The sequence below is a fragment of the Curtobacterium sp. MCPF17_051 genome (genome assembly GCF_003234595.1).
Lineage (GTDB): Bacteria > Actinomycetota > Actinomycetes > Actinomycetales > Microbacteriaceae > Curtobacterium > Curtobacterium flaccumfaciens.
On record NZ_QKSE01000010.1, the window covers coordinates 33,462 to 52,950 of the forward strand.

Here is a 19,489-nt window from a genome sequence, read left to right on the forward strand (position 1 = left end):
TCCGCATTCCGGGGCACACCGCACCCGCCCGCGGCCGCACAACGCGAACGGGCGGCCCTCCCGGAGGAGGACCGCCCGTGGGCGCTGCGTGGGGGCTTCTTACTTGCTGAAGCCCTTGAAGCGCTGGTTGAACTTCTCGACGCGACCGGCCGAGTCGAGGATGCGCTGCTTGCCCGTGTAGAACGGGTGCGAAGCGGACGAGATCTCGACGTCGATGACCGGGTAGGTCGCACCGTCGAGCTCGATGGTCTTGTCGCTGTTCGCGGTCGAACGCGTCAGGAACGTCTCACCGGAGGCCAGGTCACGGAAGACGATGGCGCGGTACTCGGGGTGGGTGTCGGTCTTCATGGAGATTCCTCGATAGCGGTGATGGGATTGCGCGAACTGCGCGGGAAGTCGTCGGCTTGCGCCAGCCGTCCACGATACCAGAGAGACGGCGGGATCGCAGCGCTACGCGGCGCGTGCCGTGTAGCGACCGGCGTCCTTGGTGACCGAGAGGTCGATGCCGAACGCCTCGGTCAGGGTCTGGTCCGTCAGGACCTCGTCGATCGGGCCTGCGGCCTGCACGTGGCCGTCGGCGAGGACGAGCGCGTGGGTGAACCCGGCCGGGATCTCCTCGACGTGGTGGGTCACGATGACGATGGCCGGCGAGTCCGTACTCTGGGCGTAGCCGCCGAGGGTGCGGACGAGGCTCTCGCGGGCGCCGAGGTCGAGCGACGCGGCCGGTTCGTCGAGGAACAGGATCTCCGGGTCGGTCATCACGGCACGGGCGATCTGCACGCGCTTCTGCTCGCCGTCGCTGAGGTCGCCGAACGTGCGGTCGGAGAAGGACCCCAGGCCCCACTCCTCGAGCACGCGCTGCGCACGGCGGACGTCGAGCTCCTCGTACTCCTCGTTCCAGCGACCCGTCACCGAGTACGCCGCGGTGAGCACGACGTCGATGACCTTCTCGGTCACCGGGATGCGGCGTGCCAGCGCGGTCGACGCGAAGCCGATGCGCGGGCGGAGCTCGAACAGGTCGGCGCCGCCGAGTTCGGTACCGAGCACCTCGACGTCGCCCGAGGTCGGGAACGTCTGGGCGCCGGCGACCTGCAGCAGCGTGGTCTTGCCGGCCCCGTTCGCGCCGAGCACGACCCAGCGTTCGTCGTCCTGCACCTCCCACGAGATCGCGTCGAGGATGGTGGCCCCGTTGCGGACCACGGAGACGTCTGACAAGCGCACGACCGAGGGCATGCGACCAGCCTACGGGTTCTGGCCGAGCACCTGGTCGTAGACCTGCCGTGTCCTGGTGGCGATCGCGTCCCAGGTGAACTCCGTCTCGACACGGAGCCGTCCGGCGCGCCCCATGAGCTTCGCCAGCCCCTCGTCGGCGAGCACCTCGGTGAGGGTCGCGGCGAGGTCGGCCACGAAGCGGTCGGGATCGGTCGGGGTGCCGGTGCCGTCCTGCACCTGGTCGATCGGGACGATGCGGCCGGTGAGCCCGTCGGCGACGACCTCGGGGATGCCCCCGGTGCCCGTGCCGACGACCGGGATGCCGCACGCCATCGCCTCGAGGTTCACGATGCCGAGCGGCTCGTAGACCGACGGGCACACGAACACGGTGCCCGAGGACAGCACGTTCACGATCTCCTGGTGCGCGAGCATCCGGTCGATCCAGACGACGCCCTCACGGTCGGCCCGGAGCCCGTCGACGAGCTCGGTGACCTCGGCCAGGATCTCGGGGGTGTCCGGCGCGCCGGCGCACAGCACGATCTGCACGTCCGACGGCAGCGACGCCACGGCGCGGAGCAGGTACGGCAGGCCCTTCTGCCGGGTGATGCGTCCGACGAACACGACGCTCGGGCGCGTCGGGTCGATGCCGAGGGCGCGCACGGCGTCCTCGTCGACGGTCGGCTTCCACGCGTCGATGTCGATGCCGTTGTAGACGACGTGGACCTTCGCCGGGTCGATCGACGGGTACGAGCGCAGGATGTCCGCGCGCATGGCCTTCGAGACCGCGATGACGCCGTCGGCGTGCTCGAACGCCTCGCGCTCCATCCAGCTGGACAGGCGGTAGCCGCCGCCGAGCTGCTCGGCCTTCCACGGGCGGAGCGGCTCGAGGCTGTGGGCGGTGACGATGTGGGGGATGCCGTAGGTCAGCTGCGCGATCCGGCCCGCGGAGTTCGCGTACCAGGTGTGCGAGTGCACGAGGTCGGCGCCCTCGACGTCGGCCGCGATGGCCACGTCGGTGCCGAGGGCCTGCAGCGCGCCGTTCGCCTGGCCGAGGCCGTCCGGGGTCCGGTAGCCCCACACGTCGGGTTCGTCACGGAAGGCCCCGAAGGCCCGGACACGGACTTCCGTGTCCGTCCCCGACCGCAACGCGGCGGTGAGTTCGGACACGTGGACACCCGCTCCGCCGTAGACCTCCGGCGGATACTCCCTGGTCAGCAGATCGACTCGCACTGGTTCAACGTAACCGGTTCCCAGTGCTGACGCCTACTGTGAGCGGCATGGCACCAAAGAAGGTCTTCGGCATCGTGCTCGCCGGCGGCGAGGGCAAACGACTCATGCCGCTCACGGCCGATCGCGCGAAGCCCGCCGTCCCGTTCGGCGGCAACTTCCGTCTCATCGACTTCGCACTGTCGAACCTGGTCAACTCCGGTCTGCAGAAGATCGTCGTCCTGACCCAGTACAAGTCGCACAGTCTCGACCGGCACGTCGCGGAGACCTGGCGCATGGAGGGGCTTCTCGGCTCCTACGTCGCGTCCGTCCCCGCGCAGCAGCGGCTCGGCAAGCGCTGGTTCGCCGGCTCGGCCGACGCGATCCTGCAGTCGCTCAACCTGCTGCGCGACGAACGCCCCGACATCGTCGTCGTCGTCGGTGCGGACCACGTGTACCGAATGGACTTCCACCAGATGGTCGAGGCGCACATCGCCTCCGGCCGCAGTGCCACGGTGGCGGCGATCCGTCAGCCGATCGGGCTCGCCGACCAGTTCGGCGTGATCCAGGTGGCCGACGACGACCCCACGAAGATCGAGGCGTTCCTCGAGAAGCCGAAGGACGCCGTCGGTCTGGCCGACTCCCCCGGCGAGATCCTGGCCTCGATGGGCAACTACGTGTTCAACGCGGACGCCCTCGTCGACGCGGTCCTGCGGGACGGCCAGCTCGAGACCTCGGCCCACGACATGGGCGGCGACATCGTCCCCGACTTCGTGGACCGCGGCGACGCCGGCGTGTACGACCTGCAGCGCAACGAGGTCCCCGGTTCCACCGACCGCGACAAGTACTACTGGCGTGACGTGGGCACCATCGACTCGTTCTTCGATGCCCACATGGACCTCATCGCCCCGGTCCCGGTCTTCAACCTGTACAACCAGGACTGGCCGATCTTCAACCAGCAGACGAACCTGCCGCCGGCGAAGTTCGTCCGCGACGCGAACGGCAACACCGGGTCCACGGTGGACTCGCTCGTGTCGCTCGGCTGCCTGGTGTCGGGTGCGCAGGTCGAGCGCAGCATGATCGGGCCCTGGTGCTCGATCGACTCCGGCGCGAAGGTCCTCGACTCGATCGTGTTCGAGCGCGCCACCATCGGCGCCGGGGCGGTCGTCAACCGCGCCATCCTCGACAAGGACGTCGTCCTCGCACCGGGTGCGCAGGTCGGCGTCGACCGGGAGGCCGACGAGGCGCGCGGCTTCACCGTCACCGAGTCCGGCATCACCGTGGTCGGCAAGGGCGTCCGCGTCGACGCGTAGGGCAAGGCATCCGGGGCGCGGCCCCGGACGGACGGGGCGCAGCCCCGGACGGACGGCCTGGAGGCACGGCTCGCGTCACGGACGCGGCCGTGCCTTTGGTCTGTCGGTACCGTTGGTGCGTGCCCCGCTTCCTCGTCGTCCTCGATGCCGATTCCACCCTCCTCGAGGACGAGGTGATCGAACTGCTCGCCGACAGCGCCGGGACCCGGCCACAGGTGGCGGCGATCACGGAGCGCGCCATGCGCGGGGAACTCGACTTCGCCGAGAGCCTCCGGGAGCGTGTCGCGACCCTGGCGGGCCTCCAGGCAGACGTCTTCGCCCGGGCACAGCAGGCGGTCCGTGTGACGCGGGGCGCCGACCAGCTCGTCCGTGGGGTGCACGCCGCCGGCGGCACCGTCGGCGTGGTGTCCGGCGGGTTCCACGAGGTGCTCGACCCGTTCGCCGAGCAGCTGGGCCTCGATCACTGCCGGGCGAACCGCCTCGAGGTCACCGACGGCGTGCTCACCGGCCGCGTGCTCGGTGACGTGGTCGACGCGCACGCCAAGGCCGTCGCGCTCCGCGAGTGGGCGGATGCGGACGGGGTGGACCCGGCACGGACGATCGCGATCGGCGACGGCGCGAACGACCTCGAGATGATGCGCGTCGCGGCGCTGTCGGTGGCGTTCGACGCGAAGCCGCGCGTGCGGGAGCAGGCGGACGTCGCGGTCGTCGACCGTGACCTGTCCGCCGTGCTCGCGACGCTCGGCCTGCGCGGCTGAGCCGTCCGGGGGCTCGACGCGTCCGGTTCTTCGCGCTCAGCGACAGTTCACGCTCACGACGGCCCGTGAGCTGTCGCTGCGCGCGAAACGACGTCGCGCGTCGGGCTAGTGCCCCATCCCGAGGCCGCCGTCGACGGGGATGATCGCTCCGGAGACGTACCCGGCGCCGTCGCTCGCCAGGAACAGCGTGGCGTCCGCGACGTCGTCGACCGTGCCGTAGCGGGCGGCCGGGATCGCCTTCTTGAACTCGGCCTGCAGCTCGTCGGAGAGCGCGGCGGTCATGTCCGTCTGGATGAAGCCGGGCGCGACGACGTTGGCGGTGATGCCGCGCGAGCCGAGCTCACGCGTGATGGACCGGGCCATGCCGACCAGAGCGGCCTTCGAGGACGCGTAGTTGACCTGGCCGATCTGGCCGTAGGCGCCCACGACGCTCGACATCAGCACGATGCGGCCGAACTTGGCCTTCATCATGCCCTTCGTGGCGCGCTTGACGACGCGGAAGGTGCCCGTGAGGTTCGTGTCGACCACGCTGGTGAAGTCGTCCTCGGACATGCGGAGGAGCAGCTGGTCGTTCGTGATGCCGGCGTTCGCGACGAGGACCTCGATCGGACCGAGCTCGGCCTCGACCTGCGTGAACGCGGCGTCGACGGAGGCCGTGTCGGTGATGTCGGCCTGCACCGTCAGCGCGCCCTCGGGACCACCCTGACCGCTGCGTGACGTCACGGCGACCCGGTGGCCGGCTGCGACGAACCGCTCGGCCAGCGCGTGTCCGATACCGCGGTTGCCGCCGGTGATGAGGACGGTACGGGGGGTGCTCATGGTCGCTCCGTTCGGTGGGATCTGCTCGGCACGCGGTGCCGGGGACCCGGCGGACACGCCCGGACGAGCGTACCGGAGCGGACGACCCCGCCGGTTCGCGCGCGGCGCACCCATGATCGGTCCGGCGGGATTAGGCTTGACCCCGGGTAGACGGAGACCATCTGTATGAAGAGCACGCACACGAGCATCACGTCGCTGCCGGACACACCGGAGCAGGACCGGGCGCACCGCCTGTCCCGCTACGTCTGGCAGATGGCCATCCGAGTGGTCCTCTTCATCTCCGCAGTGCTCGTGTACTCGATCTGGCACTCGTGGTTGGCGGTCATCCCGATCGTCCTGGCCGCGGTGATCCCCTGGGTCGCCGTCGTCATCGCGAACGCCGGCAGCCGGACCGAGAGCGACATGATCTCCCCCGCCGGGTCCATCGAGCTCTACGACGCCGTCGACCCGCGTCTCCGCGAACAGCAGGAGGACGCCCGGGCGCAGGCCTACCGTGACGAGCAGGACCGCCTCCGCCAGCAGGCGCAGCACGCGCAGGACGAGTGGCAGCGCAACGGCGACCGATCGAAGATGTGGGGACCCCGCTGATGGGTGCGACGTTCGACCTGCAGACGGAACCCGGATCCACCCCGGTCTGCTCACGCGCCGGTTGCGTGTCGACGGCCGGGTGGCGTGTGAACTGGCGCAACCCCCGGATCCACGCGATCGACCGCGTGAAGATCTGGGCCGCGTGTGAAGAACACCGCGACTTCCTCGCCGACTACCTGCGGTCCCGCTCGTTCCCGGTGCGGGTCACCGGCATGCACGAGGACGTCGACCACCTCGACGACGAGCGCGAGTCGACCGCGGCGCCGAAGAACGACGTCGGGGTGCGCTCCACCGGCACCTCGCGATGACCGACGGCTTCGACCCGCAGTCCCGGTACGGCCGTAAGTACGCCGCCAACCTGCAGCGCGCGTCCGCCCAGTCGGGTGACCCGGCGCAGCAGCACGACCCCCGCGAACCGTTCGTCGGCTGGCGCTTCGTCCGGAGTCGCCGCTGGCTCGGCTACTTCGCGATCGCCGTCGCCTTCGCCGTCGTGTGCGCGCTGTTCGGCATGTGGCAATGGGACCGCCGCAACGAGGCCGTCCGGCAGAACGAGCAGGTCGCGCAGAACTACGACCACACCCCCGTCCCCCTCGACCGGGCGCTGCCGGAGGCTTCGAGCTGGCAGGACGAGCAGGAGTGGCTCCGGGTCGCCGTGACCGGCCGCTACGACGTCGACTCGCAGCTGCTCGTGCGCAACCGCGTGCACAACGGGCAGCCCGGGTTCGAGGTCCTGACGCCCCTGGTCACGGCCGAGGGTCGCGCCTTCGTCGTCGACCGTGGGTGGGTGCCGACCGGCAACGCCCAGGACGCCCCCGACCACGTGCCCGCTCCCCCGTCCGGCGAGGTCACCGCGATCGTCCGCCTGCAGCAGAGCGAACCGCGCATCCCCGGCCGGTCCGACCCGAAGGACACCGACCAGGTGCAGTCGGTCACCCTGGCCGACGTGGCGGACAAGGTCGACGACCCGATCTGGACCGGTGCGTATGGGCAGCTCGCCTCCGAGTCCCCCGCTCCGGTCGAGGCCCGCCCACTCGGCTGGGAGCGCCCGAACGCCGACACCGGGCTGCACCTGAGCTACTTCATCCAGTGGTTCCTGTTCGCCGCCGGGGGCTTCGGGTTCCTGGCGTACGTGATGGTGCAGGAGTACCGGAACCTCAACCAGGACGACCCGGAGGAGCGCGAGCGCGCCCTCGAGCGCGAACGCCGCAAGAACGCGAAGCCGAAGACCGACGCCGAGGTCGAGGACGAGCTCATCGCATCACGTCGCTGACGCGGCGGCTGCGGCTGCGGCTGCGGCTGCGGCGGCTGCGCCTGCGCTACCGGGTACGGACGACGCCGTCGTCTTCCCAGGACGCCGCCGGATTCGGCGGTGTCTCGCCGACAGCGCGGCGTCCCGCCTGCGCGACGGCGTCTCCACGGACCGACACGGGGCCACGCGGCGGACGGGAGGCCCGTGGCAGCGCCGCCGCGGGCCTCCCGTCCGGCAGCAGCGCACGTCGACGGCCGCTCGCCGCTCCCGACGACCGGTCACGACCTGCCGCAGGTGCGCCCGCGGGCGGTCGCATCTCGTCGAGCGCCAGGTCGCCTGGCGACGGTTGGTGACCACTGCGCGCAACTGAGCGGGGTGTCCTGACCGGGCGGACGCGACGAAGGTCCGCCCGCCCGCCCAGCCGCCCCGGCTACGCGAGCTCGATGAGCTCCGCGTAGTCCTTGTTCCAGTGGTCCTCGGTGCCGTCCGGCAGCAGCAGCACGCGCTCGGGGTTGAGCGCCTCGACCGCGCCGGCGTCGTGGGACACCAGGACGACCGCGCCCTCGAAGCCGGCGAGGGCGTTGAGGATCTCCTCGCGCGAAGCCGGGTCCAGGTTGTTCGTCGGCTCGTCGAGCAGCAGGACGTTCGCGCCGGAGACCACGATCATCGCGAGCGACAGACGCGTCTTCTCACCACCGGACAGGACTCCGGCCTTCTTGTAGCCGTCGTCGCCGGTGAACAGGAACGACCCGAGCACCCGACGGGCCTCGGTCTCGTTGAGGTCGGTCGACGCCGACACCATGTTCTCGATCACCGTGCGGTTGATGTCGATGTTCTCGTGTTCCTGCGCGTAGTAGCCGATGCGCAGACCGTGGCCGGGCTGGATCTCGCCCGTGTCGGGCTGGTCGGCTCCCGCCAGGATGCGCAGCAGCGTCGTCTTGCCCGCACCGTTGAAGCCGAGGATGACCACGCGCGAACCACGGTCGATCGCCAAGTCGACACCCGCGAAGATCTCGAGCGACCCGTAGGACTTCGACAGCCCCTCGGCCATCAACGGGGTGCGGCCGCACGGGGCCGGGGTGGGGAAGCGGATCTTCGCGACCCGGTCGGCGACGCGCTCGTCCTCGAGGCCGGCGAGCAGCTTGTCGGCACGCGCGACCATCTGGTGGGCGGCTGCTGCCTTCGAGGCCTTCGCGCCGAAGCGGGCGGCCTGGTCCTTGAGCGTGGCGGCCTTCTTCTCGGCGCCCGCGCGCTCCTTGCGGCGGCGCTCCTCGTCGGCGACGCGCTGCCGCTGGTACAGCTTCCAACCCATGTTGTAGATGTCGATGGTCTGGCGGTTGGCGTCGAGGTAGAAGACGCGGTTCACGACCTCGTCGACGAGCTCGACGTCGTGGGAGATGATGATGACGCCACCGGGGTAGGTCTTCAGGTGCTCGCGGAGCCACACGACCGAGTCGGCGTCGAGGTGGTTGGTCGGCTCGTCGAGGATCATCGTCTCGGCGTCCGAGAACAGGATCCGGGCGAGCTCGATGCGCCGGCGCTGACCACCGGAGAGCGTCTTGAGCTGCTGGTCGAGGATGCGGTCCGGCAGCTTCAGGTTCGACGCGATCGAGGCAGCCTCGGCCTCGGCCGCGTAGCCACCGAGCGCGTTGAACTGGTCGTCGAGGCGGCTGTAGCGGCGCATCGCCTTCTCGGCCACCGCCGCGTCGTCGCTCGCCATGTCGAGGGTCGCGAGCCGGATGCCCTCCACGAGCTCGCCGAGCCCACGGGCATCGAGGATGCGCTTCCGCGCGGTCTCCTCCGGGTCGCCCGAGCGGGGGTCCTGCGGCAGGTAGCCGATCTCGCCACCGCGCTCGATCTTGCCGCCGGTGGGCTGCGTCTCGCCCGCGAGGGCCTTGGTCATCGTCGTCTTCCCCGCGCCGTTGCGGCCGACGAGTCCGATCTTGTCGCCCTTCTCGACACGGAAGGACACGTCCTCCATGAGGAGACGAGCTCCGACGCGGATCTCGAGTTCGTGCACGGCAAGCACAGTGGACGTCCAATCAGTTGGTGGGTTTGCACAACGGTGTGTGCGTGAGGTGCACCGCTACGCTGACGGGACCGATGGTTCCGAACGGAACCAGCAGTCCATTCTAGGAGAATCCATGACGAACGCCACCGGGTTCGCTCCCCGCGCAGTCCTCGCCGACCGTCTGCGCATGCACGGTCTGGCCACCGACGCCGCCCTCGTCGCCGGCGGAGCCCTGTTCACCGCCGCGATGGCGCAGCTCCAGGTCCCGATGTGGCCGGTCCCGATCACCGGGCAGACACTCGCCGTCGTGCTCGTCGGCGCGACGCTCGGCGCACGTCGCGGCATGCTCTCGCTGCTCGTCTACGCCGTCGCCGGACTCGCGGGTGCGCCGTTCTTCGCCGACATGCAGGGCGGCCTGCAGGCCCTCGCCCTGCCGAGCTTCGGGTACGTCATCGGCTTCATCCCCGCCGCCGGGCTCGTCGGGTGGCTCGCGCGCCGCAACTGGGACCGCCACGTCGGGCGCGCCGCGGTCGCGATGCTGCTCGCCAGTGCCATCCCGTTCGTGACCGGCCTGCCGTACCTGGCCGTCGCGCTCGGCCAGCTCGGTGCGCCGAACGACGTCCAGTCGGTGCTCGCCGCCGGCCTGTACCCGTTCGTCGTCGGTGGCATCGCCAAGGCCCTCATCGCCGCCGGCATCCTGCCGCTCGCGTGGAAGGCCGTCGGCCGCCGCTGACGCCTGGCACGAGAACGGCCCCGCACCGATCGGTGCGGGGCCGTTCTGCGTCCGGTGCGGGGACGGTCGGTCGGTCGGTCGGTCGGTCACGACTCCCCGCCAACTGGACGCCGAGTGGTCGCGTTCTGTCGCTTGGCGCGCCGTCAGCCGACAGGACGCGACCGTTCGGCCAACGTGAGCGGGTGGTCTCGACCGCTCGGCGGCGCGCCCCGCGCGTGGCGCGCGCACAGACGGACGGGAGGCGCGGTGCCAGCTGGCACCGCGCCTCCCGTCCGTGGTGGGTCGCGGCTAGATCGCGAACCCGAGGGCGCGCATCATCTCGCGTCCGTCGTCGGTGATCCGTTCCGGACCCCACGGCGGCATCCAGACCCAGTTGATCCGGAAGGCGTCCACGATGCCGTCGAGGGCATTCGCGGTGTCACCCTCGATGACGTCGGTCAGGGGGCAACCGGCGCTGGTGAGCGTCATGCTGATGACGAGCGCGTTGGCGTCGTCGTCCCAGGCGAGGTCGTAGATCAGACCGAGGTCGACGATGTTCACGCCGAGCTCCGGGTCCTGGACCTCCTTCAGTCCCTCGACGACCTCGTCGAACTTGTCGGGAGCGAGTGCGGCGATCATCGGGCCTGCGCCTCGGCGGCAGCGGCCTGCACGTAGCGGTCGTAGCCCTCGTTCTCGAGGCGGTCGGCGAGCTCGGGGCCGCCCTGCTCCGCGACCTTGCCGGCGACGAACACGTGCACGAAGTCCGGCTTGATGTAGCGGAGGATGCGCGTGTAGTGCGTGATGAGCAGCACACCGAGGCCGGTCGCGGCCTTGGCACGGTTGACGCCCTCGGAGACGATCTTCAGCGCGTCGACGTCGAGGCCGGAGTCGGTCTCGTCGAGGACGGCGAACTTCGGCTTGAGGAGCTCGAGCTGCATGATCTCGTGGCGCTTCTTCTCGCCGCCGGAGAAGCCCTCGTTGACGTTGCGCTCGGCGAACGACGAGTCCATCTTCAGGTCGGCCATCGACTGGCGGAGTTCCTTGATCCAGCCACGCAGCGCCGGAGCCTCACCGTCGATCGCCGTCTTGGCGGTGCGGAGGAAGTTCGACACCGTGACGCCGGGGATCTCGACCGGGTACTGCATCGCCAGGAACATGCCGGCACGGGCGCGCTCGTCGACGCTCATCGCGAGGACGTCCTGACCGTCGAGAGTGATCGTGCCACCGACGACGTTGTACCGGGGGTGCCCGGCGATCGTGTACGCCAGGGTGGACTTGCCGGAGCCGTTCGGCCCCATGATCGCGTGGATCTCGCCCTCGTTGATGGTGAGGTCGACACCCTTCAGGATCTCCTTGGTGCCCTGATCGGTGTCGATCGAGACCTTGAGGTCACGGATTTCCAGAGTGGACATTGCGTTCCTTCGGTTGCAGCTGTGGTGCGGCGTCAGCCGCGGGAAGTGGTGGGGGTGCTCAGTCGACCGGGACGACGTCCTGCACGTCGACGTAGACGTCGCCGTCGCGGACCTCGACCCGGAAGACCGGGACGGGCTCGTAGGCCGGGAAGTTCTGCGGCTTGCCGGTGGTCAGCGAGAAGCGAGACCCGTGGGCCCAGCACTCCAGCGAGTCTCCCTCGACGAAGCCCTCGGCCAGCGAGATGTCGCCGTGCGTGCAGGTGTCGCCGATGGCGTGGACCGTGCCGGACGAGTCCTTCACGATCGCGACCGCCGTGCCGCCGACGACCACGCGCATCGGGCTGTCCACCGCGATGTCGGCTTCGGCGCAGACCTTCTCGGCCATCAGGCGTTGGCCTCCGTGGCGCCGGCCTCGGCCGGTGCGGCGATGGCTTCGGCCGGTGCGGCGATGACCGAACGGCCCTCGGCCAGCTCCTGCTCGACCGCCGCGATGAGGCGTTCCTCGAGCTCGGGGGCGCCGATCTTCTGGATGACCTCGACCAGGAAACCGAGCACGACGAGGCGCCGGGCCTCTTCTTCCGGGACTCCGCGGGACTGCAGGTAGAACAGCTGCTCGTCGTCGAAGCGACCGGTCGCACTCGCGTGCCCGGCGCCCTCGATGTTGCCCGTCTCGATCTCGAGGTTCGGGATGCTGTCGGCACGGGTGCCGTCGGTCAGCACGAGGTTGCGGTTCTGCTCGTACGAGTCGGTGCCGTCGCCGGCGCGGCCGATCAGGACGTCACCGATCCAGACGGTGTGCGCGCCCTGGCCCTGCAGCGCCCCCTTGTAGTTGACCCGACCGCGCGTGTTGGGCGCGTCGTGGTTCACGTAGACCTGCTGCTCGATGTACTGGCCGGCGTCGGCGAAGTACACGCCGTACATCTCCGTGTCGGCGCCCTGCGCACCGAGGTGCGTCGACGGGTTGACCCGGATGACGTCGCCGCCGAGCGAGACCACGACGTGCTTGAGGAACGCGTCGCGACCGACCTCGGCGAAGTGCGTCGCGACGTGCACGGCGTCGTCGTCCCAGTCCTGCAGGCTGACGACGGTCAGTCGCGCGTTCTGCTGCGCGACGATCTCGACGTTCTCGCTGAGCAGGGCGCTGCCGCGGTTGTCGAGCACGACGATGCCCTGCGCGTTCGGCTCGGCCGTGATGACCGTGTGTGCGGCGCGGGGCTGCGACCCGAAGTCGGAGCGGGTCACCGTGATGAACTCGTGTGCCTCGGTGGCCTTGATCGTGATCGCCAGCACGGCGTCACGCGCGGTCCAGGCGGCGGCCGAGGCGCGGTCCTCGGGCAGCCCGGCGGAACCGACCCGCGGGTCGTCGCTCCGACCCCACTCGACGTCGGCACCCTCGGACTGGCGGGCGAGGTACGGGTAGGCGGATCCGTCGAGTCCGCCGTCCAGCAGCGGCTGGAGCTTGGCGAGCGGCGCGAACTTCCAGTTGACCTCTCGGCCGGTGACCTTCGGGAACGCCTCGACGTCGCCGGACTGGAACCGCTCGGAGCGGGTCTGGACCGGCACCTTCTTGTCGGGGGCGTCCCAGCCGCCGTCGGAGTGGGCTCCGGCGCCGTGCTGGGTGCCGCCCTGCGCTGCGGCAGCGGGCTCGATCGGCTGGTCGATGTGGGGAGGGGTGGTGCTGGACATCTAGCCGACGGATCCTTCCATGCTCATCTCGATGAGCTTGTTGAGTTCGAGTGCGTACTCCATCGGGAGCTCGCGGGCGATCGGCTCGATGAAGCCACGGACGATCATCGCCATCGCCTCGTCCTCGGCCATGCCGCGGGACATGAGGTAGAAGAGCTGCTCCTCGCTGACACGCGAGACCGTGGCCTCGTGTCCCAGCTGCACGTCGTCGACACGGATGTCGATCGCCGGGTAGGTGTCGCTCCGGCTGATCGTGTCGACCAGCAGGGCGTCGCAGCGCACGGTGTTGGCGGCGTGGTGCGCGGCCGGGTCGACCCGGACCTCACCGCGGTAGCCCGCACGACCGCCACCACGGGCGATCGACTTCGAGACGATCGACGACGTCGTGTACGGCGCCATGTGGATCATCTTCGCGCCGGCGTCCTGGTGCTGACCGGGGCCCGCGAAGGCGACGGAGAGCGTCTCGCCCTTGGCGTGCTCGCCGGCGAGGTAGATCGACGGGTACTTCATCGTGACCTTGGACCCGATGTTGCCGTCGATCCACTCCATCGTCGCGCCCTCGTGTGCGATCGCACGCTTGGTGACGAGGTTGTAGACGTTGTTCGACCAGTTCTGGATCGTCGTGTACCGAACGCGGGCGTTCTTCTTCACGATGATCTCGACGACGGCCGAGTGCAGCGAGTCGGACTTGTAGATCGGGGCGGTGCAGCCCTCGATGTAGTGGACGTACGAGTCCTCGTCCGCGATGATCAGCGTCCGCTCGAACTGACCCATGTTCTCGGTGTTGATCCGGAAGTAGGCCTGCAGCGGGATCTCGACGTGGACGCCCTTGGGGACGTAGACGAACGAGCCACCGGACCAGACGGCCGTGTTCAGCGCGGCGAACTTGTTGTCGCCGGCCGGGATCACGGTGCCGAAGTACTCCTCGAACAGCTCGGGGTGCTCACGGAGCGCCGTGTCGGTGTCCATGAAGATGACGCCCTGCTGCTCCAGGTCCTCGCGGATCTGGTGGTAGACGACCTCGGACTCGTACTGCGCGGCGACGCCGGCGACGAGGCGCTGGCGCTCGGCCTCGGGGATGCCGAGCTTCTCGTAGGTCGCACGGATGTCCTCGGGGAGGTCTTCCCACGACTGCGCCTGCTTCTCCGTGGAACGCACGAAGTACTTGATGTTGTCGAAGTCGATGCCCGTCAGGTCGGCACCCCACGTCGGCATCGGCTTGCGGCCGAAGAGCGACAGCCCCTTGAGGCGGTTCTTCAGCATCCACTCGGGCTCGTTCTTGAGGTTCGAGATGTCGGTGACGACCTCTTCCGAGATCCCACGACGGGCGGAGGACCCTGCCGAGTCGGAGTCGGACCAGCCGAACTCGTATTGGCCGAGCCCTTCGAGCTCGGGACGGTCGATGAGCACGTCGGACATGGTCTCCTCGTTTCCTTCTCGCGGGACAGCGTTACAGGTGTGAACCCGTGGCGTCTGGACGCCATTCCACCGCGGACCGCTGACATGCGGACCCGGTGCTGCTCCCTCGCAACGACAATGGTTCCACGCAGTCCGTGGAGTGATCGGCGATCTCGGCCCATTCGGAGCCGGCGCCTGCCTAGACTTGACTGCTGCTGAACCCTCGAATCCTACAGGTTCACTGCACGGAACAACAGGAAGGCACCACCCTCGTGACACGCGTCGGATCCCCCGTCGAGCAGGATCTCCGTACCGGACGGTGGTGGTCGCTCCCCCGCGTGGTGGACCGTCGCGTCGTCGCACTGGCCTGGGCGTCCTTCGTGGTCGAGGTCGTGCTGATCGGCACCGGGGGCCTGGTACGCCTCACCGCCTCGGGCCTCGGATGCCCCACCTGGCCCAAGTGCACGGCGGATTCGCTGGTCTCCACGCCGGAGATGGGCATCCACGGCATCATCGAGTTCGGCAACCGCCTGCTCACCTTCGTGCTCGTGATCGTGGCCGTCGCGATGTTCCTCGCGGTCGTCCGGATGCTCCGCACGCGCCCCGAATTGTTCTGGCTGGCGTTCGCTCAGGGCGTCGCGATCCCGGTGCAGGCCGTCATCGGCGGCATGAGCGTGTGGACGAACCTGAACCCCTTCGTGGTGGGGTTGCACTTCGTCGTCTCCGCCGCCCTCACCTCGGTGACCGCTGCGCTGGTCTACCGGACGACGCACGGCCCGCGGACCGCCCAGCGCCTCGTCCCCGGCTGGTACACCGGTGTCGTCCGCGGCACCGTCGCCGCCGTCGTCGTGACCGTGCTCGTCGGCATCCTCACCACCGGCAGCGGCCCGCACGCCGGAGCCGACGCCGCGGTCGACGGTGGGCGTCTGCATCGCACCGGGTTCGACCCCGCGGTCATGGAGCACGTGCACGCCTGGCCCGCGTACGCCCTCTTCGCGCTGACCCTGGTGCTCGTCATCGGAGCCGTCCGCCTGGGTCGTCCGAGCAAGTGGCCGCTGCTGCTGCTCGTCGTCGAGTTCCTGCAGATCGCCGTCGGCCTCACGCAGGCGCGCACGGGTCTGCCCGTCGGGCTCGTCGGCACGCACATGGTGCTCGCCGGGCTGCTCGTCGGTGCGGTGACCGCCGTGGTGCTGTCGACGCGGGCCTCGGCCGGTCGAGACGCCGTCCGGGAACCCATCGACGCCTGACGCCCGGGCGCGTCGCGCGCTCGGCACCCGTTCTCCGACACCCCACGAGTCGTTCGACTCGTGGGGTGTCGCGTTGACGGTGGGCATGGCCAACGGGCGCACCACGCGCGGTCCGCAGCTGCGCGTGTCCGCCCCGCGGCCGACGCCGGCCGCGCCGGCCTGGAGGCCCGTGGCGGGCCCGCACCGTGCCTCCAGGCCGCCCGTACCCAGCACACAGCGCCGGCGTCTTCCGGAGACACCGCGGAGCGCGCGAGACGCCGCCGGATTCGGCGGCGTCTCGGCGGATGGGTGACGTCGTGCCGACACGACGGCGTCGTACCAACAGGACCGCATCGCGTCGACACGACTGCGTCAGCCGCACACGACGGCGTCAGCCGGACACGACGGCGTCCTGCGGACCGAGCGCGCGCGGGCGCCCGCTCGACCGCCTAGAAGGTGAAGACCTGCGGCAGCAGCGGGTCGATGCCCACGGCGATGAAGAGCAGCGTCAGGTACGTGATCGAGCTGTGGAAGACGCGCATCGGCTGCACGTGCTCGACGTGCTGGATCGCCCGCGAGTACAGGCGGTGCGACTCGAGGACGAACCAGACACCGCCGGCCAGCGCGACGACCGTGTAGAGCGGCCCCATGTGCCCGACCGGGATGAGCAGGAGCGAGCAGACGAGCGTCGCCCAGGCGTACAGCACGACCTGCAGGCCGACGACGGTTCGGCCGCGAACCACGGCGAGCATCGGCACGTCGGCCGCGTCGTAGTCGTCGCGGTACTTCATCGACAGCGGCCAGTAGTGCGGCGGCGTCCAGAGGAAGATCACCATGAACAGGATGACCGGGGTCCAGGTCAGCGACCCGGTGACGCCCGCCCAGCCGATGAGCACCGGCATGCAGCCGGCCGAGCCGCCCCAGACGATGTTCTGCGGGGTGCGGCGCTTGAGCCACAGCGTGTAGACGAACACGTAGATGAGGATCGCGATGACGCTCAGCGCCGCGGCGAGCCAGTTCACCAGGAACCCGAGCACCGCGGTCGACAGGATGCCGAGCACCCACGAGAACACGAGCGCTTCGCGGTCGGACAGCTCACCGGTGACGAGCGGGCGGGTGCTGGTCCGCTTCATCAGCCGGTCGATGTCGCGGTCGATGTAGCAGTTGAACGCCGATGCCGAACCGGCCGACATCGCTCCGCCGAGCATCGTCCAGAAGACGAGCCACAGGTCGGGGACGCCGCGTTCGGCGAGGAACATCGTCGGCGCCGTGGTGACGAGCAGCAGCTCCATCACGCGCGGCTTCGTCAACGAGACGTACGCACGGACCTTGCGGGACAGCGGCGATCGGGGTCGATCGGTGTCGGGCCGGGTCACGGTGGCAGTCGGCAAGAGAACCTCAGTCTGTTCGCATCAGCTCGCACACTCGGTGGACGACTGCGACGGCGTCCGGGCATGCGCTGACCCGGAATGTCCACGGGTCCCGACCAGTTTACGTGATCGAAGCGCCGCGACGGTGCCCCGCTCCGACATCCCGGCGTGATTCGGAGCGCTCGACACGCCCGGATCGACCGTCGTCGGCCACCCCGGTGTGAACATCGGGGGTCACCTGAACCCCTTCTGAGTACCGGGTCACTATGCTGGACACGCCCTCCCGCAGTGCGCGCCCCGATGACGTCGGCCGCGATGAGCCGGTCGGCCGCCGCTAGACGGCGACACGACTCGGCCCCGGGATGGCCACATGTCCGTGCGATGGCACGAGCCCTCGCACATGTCGCATCAAGAAGGGTCAACATCCAAGTGGCTGAATTCACCTGGGACGCCATCGACCGGAAGGCCGTCGACACGGCCCGCGTTCTCGCCGCCGACTCGGTCGAGGCCGCCGGCAACGGTCACCCCGGCACCGCGATGAGCCTCGCTCCGCTCGCCCACCTGCTCTTCCAGAAGGTGATGCGTCGCGACCCGAGCGACTCCACCTGGATCGGCCGCGACCGCTTCATCCTCTCCGCCGGTCACGCCTCGATCCTGCAGTACGTGCAGTTCTACCTGCACGGCTACGGGCTCGAGATCGAGGACCTGCAGCACCTGCGCAAGTGGGGCTCGAAGACCCCGGGTCACCCGGAGTACGGCCACACCGACGGCGTCGAGATCACCACGGGCCCGCTCGGCCAGGGCCTCGCGTCCTCGGTCGGCTTCGCCTACGCCCAGCGCTTCGAGCGCGGCCTGTTCGACCCGGAGACCCCGGCCGGCCAGTCGCCGTTCGACCACTACACCTACGTGATCGCCGGCGACGGCGACATGCAGGAAGGCGTGACGAACGAGTCCGGCTCGCTCGCCGGCCGTCAGCAGCTCGGCAACCTCATCGCGTTCTACGACTCGAACCAGATCTCGATCGAGGACAACACCGACATCGCGTTCTCCGAGAGCGTCGCCGACCGCTACGAGGCGCTCGGCTGGCACGTCCAGGTCGTCGACTGGAAGAAGACCGGCGAGTACTCCGAGGACGTCGAGGAGCTCCACGCCGCGATCGAGGCCGCCAAGCAGGTCACCGACAAGCCGTCGCTCATCGTCCTCAAGACGATCATCGGCTGGCCGTCGCCGACCAAGCAGAACTCGGGCAAGATCCACGGTTCGGCGCTCGGCGCCGACGAGATCAAGGGCCTCAAGGAGGTCCTCGGCTTCGACACCGACAAGACCTTCGAGGTCGCCCCCGAGGTCCTCGAGTACACCCGCGGCGCCGTCGCCGAGGGCCAGGCCGAGCACGCCGAGTGGCAGAAGACCTTCGACGCGTGGGCCGCGGCCAACGCCGACAAGAAGGCGCTGTTCGACCGTGTCCAGTCGAAGGAGCTCCCGGAGGGCCTCGAAGCAGCGCTCCCGGTCTTCCCGACCGACAAGGCCGTCTCGACCCGTGCCGCCTCCGGCAAGGTCATCAACGCCATCGCGCCGCTGATGCCCGAGTTCTGGGGCGGTTCGGCCGACCTCGCCGAGTCGAACCTCACCACGATCGAGGGCGCCAAGTCCTTCGGTCCGGCCGAGGCCTCGACCTCGACGTGGAGCACCGACCCGTACGGCCGCGTGCTGCACTTCGGCATCCGCGAGCACGCCATGGGCTCGATCCTCAACGGCATCGTCCTGCACGGGAACACCCGCCCCTTCGGTGGCACGTTCCTCATCTTCAGCGACTACATGCGTCCGGCTGTCCGTCTCGCCGCGCTCATGCAGGCGCCGGCGATCTACGTCTGGACCCACGATTCCATCGCCCTCGGCGAGGACGGCCCGACGCACCAGCCGATCGAGCAGGTCTCGTCGCTCCGCGCGATCCCCGGTCTCGACGTCGTCCGCCCGGCCGACGCCAACGAGGTCGCGTACGCGTGGCTCGAGATGCTCAAGCACACCGACCGCCCGGCCGGCATCGCGCTGAGCCGTCAGAACCTCCCCGTGTTCGAGCGTGGCGAGGGTGACGCCTCCGGTGAGGTCTTCGCCTCGGCGAAGAACGTCGCCAAGGGTGCGTACATCCTGGCCGAGGCGCCCAACGGCACCCCGGACGTCATCCTCATCGCGACCGGTTCCGAGGTCCAGATCGCGGTCGAGGCACGCGAGCAGCTCAAGGCCGAGGGCATCAACGCCCGCGTCGTGAGCGCCCCGTCGATCGAGTGGTTCCGCGCCCAGTCCGAGAACTACCAGGACCAGGTGCTCCCGAAGAACGTCACCGCTCGCGTGTCGGTCGAGGCCGGCATCGCCATGAGCTGGCGCGACATCGTCGGCGACAAGGGCCGCAGCGTCTCGATCGAGCACTTCGGTGCATCGGCCGACTACCAGACGCTCTTCAAGGAGTTCGGCTTCACGACGGAGCACGTCGTGGCCGCCGCGAAGGAATCGATCGCAGCTTCCTGACCTGCA

19 protein-coding genes are annotated in these 19,489 nt (G+C 69.6%); 8 read left to right on the forward strand and 11 right to left on the reverse strand.

Features of this window, described 5'->3' with window-relative positions; genetic code table 11:
- Positions 1-99: 99 nt before the first annotated feature.
- From DEJ35_RS09255 to glgA, 3 genes are all read right to left on the reverse strand, one after another.
- On the reverse strand, positions 100-348 hold the full coding sequence (locus tag DEJ35_RS09255; RefSeq protein WP_017887280.1) for a type B 50S ribosomal protein L31: 249 nt from the start codon (positions 346-348) through the stop codon (positions 100-102).
- A 102-nt stretch (positions 349-450) separates the two neighbouring features.
- Positions 451-1,233 (reverse strand): ABC transporter ATP-binding protein, encoded by a 783-nt coding sequence (locus DEJ35_RS09260; RefSeq protein WP_111192618.1) that lies wholly within the window; start codon positions 1,231-1,233, stop codon positions 451-453.
- A 9-nt stretch (positions 1,234-1,242) separates the two neighbouring features.
- Entirely contained in the window at positions 1,243-2,442 is a 1,200-nt protein-coding gene (gene glgA, locus DEJ35_RS09265; protein WP_027465670.1) for a glycogen synthase, read from the reverse strand.
- Positions 2,443-2,489: 47 nt separating this feature from the next.
- Between glgA and DEJ35_RS09270 the strand changes: the two genes are divergently transcribed.
- Positions 2,490-3,731 carry a glucose-1-phosphate adenylyltransferase gene (locus DEJ35_RS09270; protein ID WP_027465671.1) on the forward strand — a complete coding sequence of 414 codons (1,242 nt, stop codon included), beginning with the start codon at positions 2,490-2,492 and terminating at the stop codon, positions 3,729-3,731.
- Between the two features lie 119 nt (positions 3,732-3,850).
- Positions 3,851-4,489, forward strand: a complete 639-nt coding sequence (gene serB / locus DEJ35_RS09275; RefSeq protein WP_111192619.1) for a phosphoserine phosphatase SerB — start codon at positions 3,851-3,853, stop codon at positions 4,487-4,489.
- 105 nt (positions 4,490-4,594) lie between these two features.
- Here serB and fabG read toward each other — a convergent pair whose 3' ends face one another.
- Entirely contained in the window at positions 4,595-5,308 is a 714-nt protein-coding gene (gene fabG, locus DEJ35_RS09280; protein ID WP_027465673.1) for a 3-oxoacyl-ACP reductase FabG, read from the reverse strand.
- 165 nt (positions 5,309-5,473) lie between these two features.
- Here fabG and DEJ35_RS09285 point away from each other — a divergent pair, with 165 nt between their 5' ends.
- The 3 genes from DEJ35_RS09285 to DEJ35_RS09295 are packed head-to-tail and all read left to right on the forward strand — an operon-like array spanning position 5,474 to position 7,166.
- Complete coding sequence (locus DEJ35_RS09285) at positions 5,474-5,896, forward strand: DUF3099 domain-containing protein (RefSeq protein WP_051596733.1); 423 nt, start codon at positions 5,474-5,476, stop codon at positions 5,894-5,896.
- Positions 5,896-6,204: a hypothetical protein gene (locus DEJ35_RS09290; protein ID WP_371830589.1), complete on the forward strand. Its 309-nt coding sequence runs from the start codon at positions 5,896-5,898 to the stop codon at positions 6,202-6,204. Before DEJ35_RS09285 ends, DEJ35_RS09290 begins: the two co-directional genes overlap by 1 nt.
- Entirely contained in the window at positions 6,201-7,166 is a 966-nt protein-coding gene (locus DEJ35_RS09295) for an SURF1 family protein (protein ID WP_111192620.1), read from the forward strand. The genes DEJ35_RS09290 and DEJ35_RS09295 overlap by 4 nt, the downstream gene beginning before the upstream one ends.
- Before the next feature lie 409 nt (positions 7,167-7,575).
- Here the strand turns inward: DEJ35_RS09295 and DEJ35_RS09300 are convergent, their stop codons facing one another.
- Entirely contained in the window at positions 7,576-9,174 is a 1,599-nt protein-coding gene (locus tag DEJ35_RS09300) for an ABC-F family ATP-binding cassette domain-containing protein (RefSeq protein ID WP_027465675.1), read from the reverse strand.
- A gap of 115 nt (positions 9,175-9,289) precedes the next feature.
- Between DEJ35_RS09300 and DEJ35_RS09305 the strand changes: the two genes are divergently transcribed.
- The gene (locus DEJ35_RS09305) at positions 9,290-9,889 is read left to right on the forward strand and encodes a biotin transporter BioY (protein ID WP_111123669.1); all 600 of its coding nucleotides are present in this window, start codon (positions 9,290-9,292) and stop codon (positions 9,887-9,889) included.
- 288 nt (positions 9,890-10,177) lie between these two features.
- Here DEJ35_RS09305 and DEJ35_RS09310 read toward each other — a convergent pair whose 3' ends face one another.
- Genes DEJ35_RS09310 through sufB form a run of 5 tightly spaced genes read right to left on the reverse strand, consistent with a single transcriptional unit; the run spans position 10,178 to position 14,385 of the window.
- Positions 10,178-10,507 (reverse strand): metal-sulfur cluster assembly factor, encoded by a 330-nt coding sequence (locus tag DEJ35_RS09310; RefSeq protein ID WP_017887270.1) that lies wholly within the window; start codon positions 10,505-10,507, stop codon positions 10,178-10,180.
- Positions 10,504-11,280, reverse strand: coding sequence for a Fe-S cluster assembly ATPase SufC (sufC, locus tag DEJ35_RS09315; protein WP_111123668.1), 777 nt, complete (start codon positions 11,278-11,280; stop codon positions 10,504-10,506). Before sufC ends, DEJ35_RS09310 begins: the two co-directional genes overlap by 4 nt.
- Positions 11,281-11,338: 58 nt before the next feature.
- Positions 11,339-11,665, reverse strand: a complete 327-nt coding sequence (locus DEJ35_RS09320; RefSeq protein ID WP_017887268.1) for a non-heme iron oxygenase ferredoxin subunit — start codon at positions 11,663-11,665, stop codon at positions 11,339-11,341.
- Positions 11,665-12,966 (reverse strand): Fe-S cluster assembly protein SufD, encoded by a 1,302-nt coding sequence (gene sufD, locus DEJ35_RS09325; protein WP_258376349.1) that lies wholly within the window; start codon positions 12,964-12,966, stop codon positions 11,665-11,667. Before sufD ends, DEJ35_RS09320 begins: the two co-directional genes overlap by 1 nt.
- Entirely contained in the window at positions 12,967-14,385 is a 1,419-nt protein-coding gene (gene sufB / locus DEJ35_RS09330; RefSeq protein ID WP_027465678.1) for a Fe-S cluster assembly protein SufB, read from the reverse strand.
- Between the two features lie 251 nt (positions 14,386-14,636).
- On the opposite strand from sufB, the gene DEJ35_RS09335 reads away from it, so the two are divergent.
- The gene (locus DEJ35_RS09335) at positions 14,637-15,611 is read left to right on the forward strand and encodes a heme A synthase (protein ID WP_051596734.1); all 975 of its coding nucleotides are present in this window, start codon (positions 14,637-14,639) and stop codon (positions 15,609-15,611) included.
- 428 nt (positions 15,612-16,039) lie between these two features.
- On the opposite strand, the gene DEJ35_RS09340 is transcribed toward DEJ35_RS09335, so the two are convergent.
- Complete coding sequence (locus DEJ35_RS09340) at positions 16,040-16,966, reverse strand: heme o synthase (protein ID WP_110862759.1); 927 nt, start codon at positions 16,964-16,966, stop codon at positions 16,040-16,042.
- A gap of 423 nt (positions 16,967-17,389) precedes the next feature.
- Here DEJ35_RS09340 and tkt point away from each other — a divergent pair, with 423 nt between their 5' ends.
- Entirely contained in the window at positions 17,390-19,483 is a 2,094-nt protein-coding gene (tkt, locus tag DEJ35_RS09345) for a transketolase (RefSeq protein WP_111192621.1), read from the forward strand.
- Positions 19,484-19,489 lie beyond the last annotated feature (6 nt).